Origin of the sequence: Streptomyces sp. NPDC001027 (assembly GCF_040299045.1) — a bacterium.
GTDB lineage: Bacteria > Actinomycetota > Actinomycetes > Streptomycetales > Streptomycetaceae > Streptomyces.
This window is the reverse complement of record NZ_JBEPBI010000420.1, coordinates 1-4,246: the sequence shown is the minus strand read 5'-3', so window position 1 is coordinate 4,246 and position 4,246 is coordinate 1. Positions and strand designations below refer to the sequence as shown.

Sequence of the window (4,246 nt, the reverse complement as noted above, 5' to 3'; positions counted from 1 at the left end):
GGTGGGATCCGGCTTCTGCTGCTGGGGGTGGTGGTCGTGGATTAGTTTAGTGGGCTGGGTCGGTCGGCGACTGTCGCAGCCGTCGCCGCGACCCTGCGGCCCGAACTGCTGCGCCGGCGTCTCGACGCCTACCTGCGGTCGCAGCCGGACCACGTACGGCGGTCCGCCTATGCACTCGCCCTGCTCGGCTCCGCCGCGGACGAGCATTTCGTGGCCCGCCTCGCCGAACTCGACGAAGAGGGCGGGGCGCGGGCCGTCGAGGTGCTACGGCACGCCGGTCTCGTGGACCGGGACTCCTGCCGACTCACCTCGGGGACGGTCCTCGGGGACCTGGTGGAGGAGAACATGCCCGCGGAGGAGCGCACCGCCATGCGCGGAGTGACGGCCGAACTGCTGCACCGTACCGGGCATCCGGCCGAGCTCGCCGCGGAGCAGCTGATGGCGGTGATATCGCTGCGCGGCCCGGAAGCGGTTCAGATCCTGCGCACCGCCGCGGACAGCGCGCTGCGCCGCGGTTCGCCCCGGGACTCGGCACGCTATCTGCGACGCGCCCTCCTCGACTCCTCGCTCTCCGGGCAGCACAGGGCGAGACTGCTCGTCGACCTCGCCACCGCCGAGCGCAGCTTCGCGACGGCCGCGGCGCTGCGGCACGTCGTGGAGGCCGCGCCGCTCCTCGAATCCGTGCACGAGCGGGCCGACGCGATGCTGCGGCTGGGTCCCCTCCAGATGGATCCGCCCTCCCTGCGCATCAATGTCATCAGAGCCGCCATCACCGACGAACTTCGTCAGTCGGTCACCGAGGACTGGGTGGAGCGCGAACTGGTGCTGCGCCTGGAAGCACGCGAGCACATCCTGTCGGCGCAGGATCCCACGCACATCCGACGGGCGCTGCGGCGCTTCCGCGACCTCGGCCCCTCCCCCCGCCTGGCCACCAAGGGCGAAAGAGAACTGGTCACGTCGCTGATGCACATCGCGTTCGTCGCCAACGCCGTACCCGCGGAGCAGCTCGCCAAGTCGTGCACCCGGGTTCTGGAGCAGGAGGCGCCCACGCCGGAGCACGTGCACACCACCGCGCCGTTGGCCGTGAACATCCTCGCCGGCGCCGAGCAGACGGCAGGTGCGGCCAACTGGCTGCGTGAGGCGAACCGCCTCGCCCACCGCCGCGGCTGCGATGTGGAACAGGCCGTCATCCGCTGCGAACAGGCGCTGGTCGCCCTGGCCGACGGACACCGGGCCTACGCCCGGGACAAGATCGTCCAGGCCGACGCTCTCGCGGGCCCCGAGATCGGCGGGCTGCCCACCGTCTGCGCCGCCGTCCTCTCCATCGTCGCGATGCACACCCACGAGCCGGAGCTGGCGGAACAGTTGCTCACCCACCACCGGCTGCACGCCGAGAACCAGCATCTGACGGCGCTCCTGCAGATGGCGCGAGGCACGCTCGCGGCACGCCGTGACGAACCCCGCACCGCGCTGGGCCACTACCGGACCGCGGGCCGGCACATCGAGCAGATCGGCTGGAAGAACCCGGCCGTCCTGCCGTGGTCGTCGTGCGCCGCCCTCATGCACCACCGGCTGGGCGAACACGAGGAAGCCGTGAACGCCGCGCAGTCGGAGGTGGACAGGGCCCGCGCCTGGGGGGCGCCCACACCGCTGGGGCGTTCCCTGCTCGTCCTCGGGCGGGTGACATCCGGACGACGGGGCCCCGAGCTGCTCGAGGAGGCCGTCACCGCCCTGGACGAGGGCAACAACGGATACGAGCTGCTGCGCGGCCTGTACGCGCTGGCGACTCATCCCGACACACAGCGGAACCGAAGATCGGCCGCCCTCAGGCGGGCGCACGGTCTGGCCAACGAGCATGACGTACCCGAGTTGGCGAAGAAAATCTGCACCAAGCTGACCGAGGGAACGCGGAAATCCAGAAACCCCGGCAGTCGGCTGACCCCTTCCGAACGCAGAGTGGCCCGTCTTGCGTCCACAGGCCTTAGCAATGCAGAGATCGCAAGTCAATTGGGCACGTCGTCACGCATGGTGGAGAAACACCTGACGAACTCCTATCGAAAGCTCGGCATATCCGGACGCCCGGAGCTGGCCAAAGCACTCAAGAGAGCGGATGCCGAGCGCTCAGCCTGACTCGGGCGCCGAACGGGCACACCCCACAGCAAACTTTGCACCCTGATGCGACCCGTCGCGCGGGCAACCCACGGCAGCGCTCGGCGCACCACGGGTCCGGCACCGCGACCGGCTGCCCTGAGCAGTCAACCCCTTTTAATCCGCGGCGAGTTGTCTTACGCCTGCCGGTCGGGGCCGGCCTGGGGCGCCCGTACGACCGAACCACCGAACCACAGTGTTTTACGGCCACACAAAGGTTTGCTTGACCCACTCCATGCCACATTCCTAGGCTCAAGGAACAGTTGATCAGAGGCAGGCAGGGAGGGTCACCGCTCGATCTCCGCCCTGCGCAAAACAGCACTGTTTCCGATCAAAGGCTGCCTTCGGGCAGTGGATCCCCCACATGAGTGCAGAAAGACGGTGCGTCGCAGTGACCACGCGAACAGCAGGCCCCTGGCCCGACAGAGACTGGGCGGCCACCCCGCACACGCCTTCGACCGCGCACAGAGCCATACCCGATCACCGCCCCCGGACGGAGACCAGCCGTCGCCTCTATACGGCGCACATCGACACCGGCATGCACATCGTGGCAGCGGAGCCGGATTTCTCCCGCCAGTTCGGCAGCACCTCCGCCGACATCTGCGGAAGAAGTCTGTACGAGCTGTTGCATCCCAGCTCTCCTTCCGTGCTCGACCGGCACTTCAACCGGCTGTCACAGGGGCGTTGCAACCGCTTCGCCGAGCGTGTGGTCGGTCTGGGAGACGAGGGACGGGCCTTCTCCGGCGAGCTCACGGGCATCGCCGTACAGAACACCACGGGGCTCATGGCCGGCATCGTCGTACAGGTGAGGCCGGACAAGGAGGCCCCTTCCTCAGGCCCTGACGAAGGGGTGCTCAACCCCCGTGAACGGCTTCTCAGCAAGCTCGACGCACAGGTTCTCGAGGGTGTCGCCAGCGGCTCCTCCACCGTGCAGCTCGCCGCCAGGCTCTACCTCAGCCGACAGGGCGTCGAGTATCACGTAGGACTCATGCTGCGGAAGCTGAAGGCGCCTAACAGGGCCGCTCTCGTGGCGCGCGCCCACTCCATGGGCATGCTGACCGTCGGCCAGTGGCCCCCGCGGGTCCTGCCGGAATTCATCAAGTAGCAACGCCCTCGCGGCGGTTCCGTACCCCGCTGCTCGTCCCCACCGCCTGCCGCACCGGCCACAAGCCTCGTGCCAGGCCTGGTGGGGCCTGCTCCCAGCGGCCGTACCGTCCGATCGGTACGGCCGCCGACTCATGTCCGGGCGCCAACGCGTCGACCCGGTGCAGCAGTCGCCGGAGGACGAGGCGCGGCCGACCTCCGGCGACCGATACCGGCGGCTACTGCTCCAGCTCGCGGCTGATGAAGTCGAACAGTTCCTCGTCGCTGGCCCCGTCCAGCCGGTCGCCGAGCGACGGGCCGTGAACGTCGGGGCCGGCTCCGAGGAGTTCGATCTCGCTCAACAGGGTCCGGAGCCGGGCGCCGAGCAAGGAGCGGGCGTCCTGATCGGGATCCGCCTTCATGATGCGCGCGATACCCGTTTCCAGGTCCGCCAGCATGGTCGCCATCGTCCCGCTCTCCCCGGACAGTTCGGCGTCGAGGTGCTGTGCGAGAGCGGCCGGGGTGGGATGGTCGAACACCAGGGTCGCGGGCAGCGCCAGGCCGGTGTCCTTGATCAGGGCGTTGCGCAGTTCCACGGCGGTCAGCGAGTCGAACCCCATGTCGCGAAATGCCCGGTCCGCGGCCATCACGGTCGCGTCGTCGTGGCCGAGGGCCCTGCCTGCGGCCCGCCGTACGTGCTCGAGGAGGGCGTCGGCGCGCCCTTGGGGCGACAGGGCGGCGACCCGCTCGGCCAAGGCCGTCAACGTGGCGCCGGTGGACGAGGGCTCGGAGGGCGCCCCGAGCGCCGTCAGGATCTCGGCCGCCTGGGGCAGGGTGGTGAGCAGGGGGCTGGGACGGCGGCTGGTGAACGCCGGAACGAAACGGTCCCACTCCACATCAGCCACCACCGCCGAACCCCCACCCCCCTCCAACACCGAACCCAACCCCACCAGAGCCCGCCCCGGATCCATCACCCGCAACCCACGACGACCCAACTCCACCGCACCCTCACCCG

The 4,246-nt window shown here is 69.5% G+C and carries 4 protein-coding genes; 2 read left to right on the top strand and 2 right to left on the bottom strand.

The features are described from left to right. The coding region (locus ABT300_RS41955; RefSeq protein ID WP_351687841.1) for a hypothetical protein at positions 1-207 on the bottom strand (207 nt) is incomplete at its 3' end. Between the two features lie 3 nt (positions 208-210). On the opposite strand from ABT300_RS41955, the gene ABT300_RS41950 reads away from it, so the two are divergent. Continuing rightward, positions 211-2,130: a LuxR C-terminal-related transcriptional regulator gene (locus ABT300_RS41950; RefSeq protein WP_351687838.1), complete on the top strand. Its 1,920-nt coding sequence runs from the start codon at positions 211-213 to the stop codon at positions 2,128-2,130. A gap of 556 nt (positions 2,131-2,686) precedes the next feature. Continuing rightward, positions 2,687-3,253 carry a LuxR C-terminal-related transcriptional regulator gene (locus tag ABT300_RS41945; RefSeq protein WP_351687836.1) on the top strand — a complete coding sequence of 189 codons (567 nt, stop codon included), beginning with the start codon at positions 2,687-2,689 and terminating at the stop codon, positions 3,251-3,253. Between the two features lie 217 nt (positions 3,254-3,470). Here ABT300_RS41945 and ABT300_RS41940 read toward each other — a convergent pair. Beyond that, positions 3,471-4,246, bottom strand: a 776-nt coding sequence (locus tag ABT300_RS41940) for a phosphopantetheine-binding protein (protein ID WP_351687834.1), incomplete at its 5' end; no start/stop codon positions are given.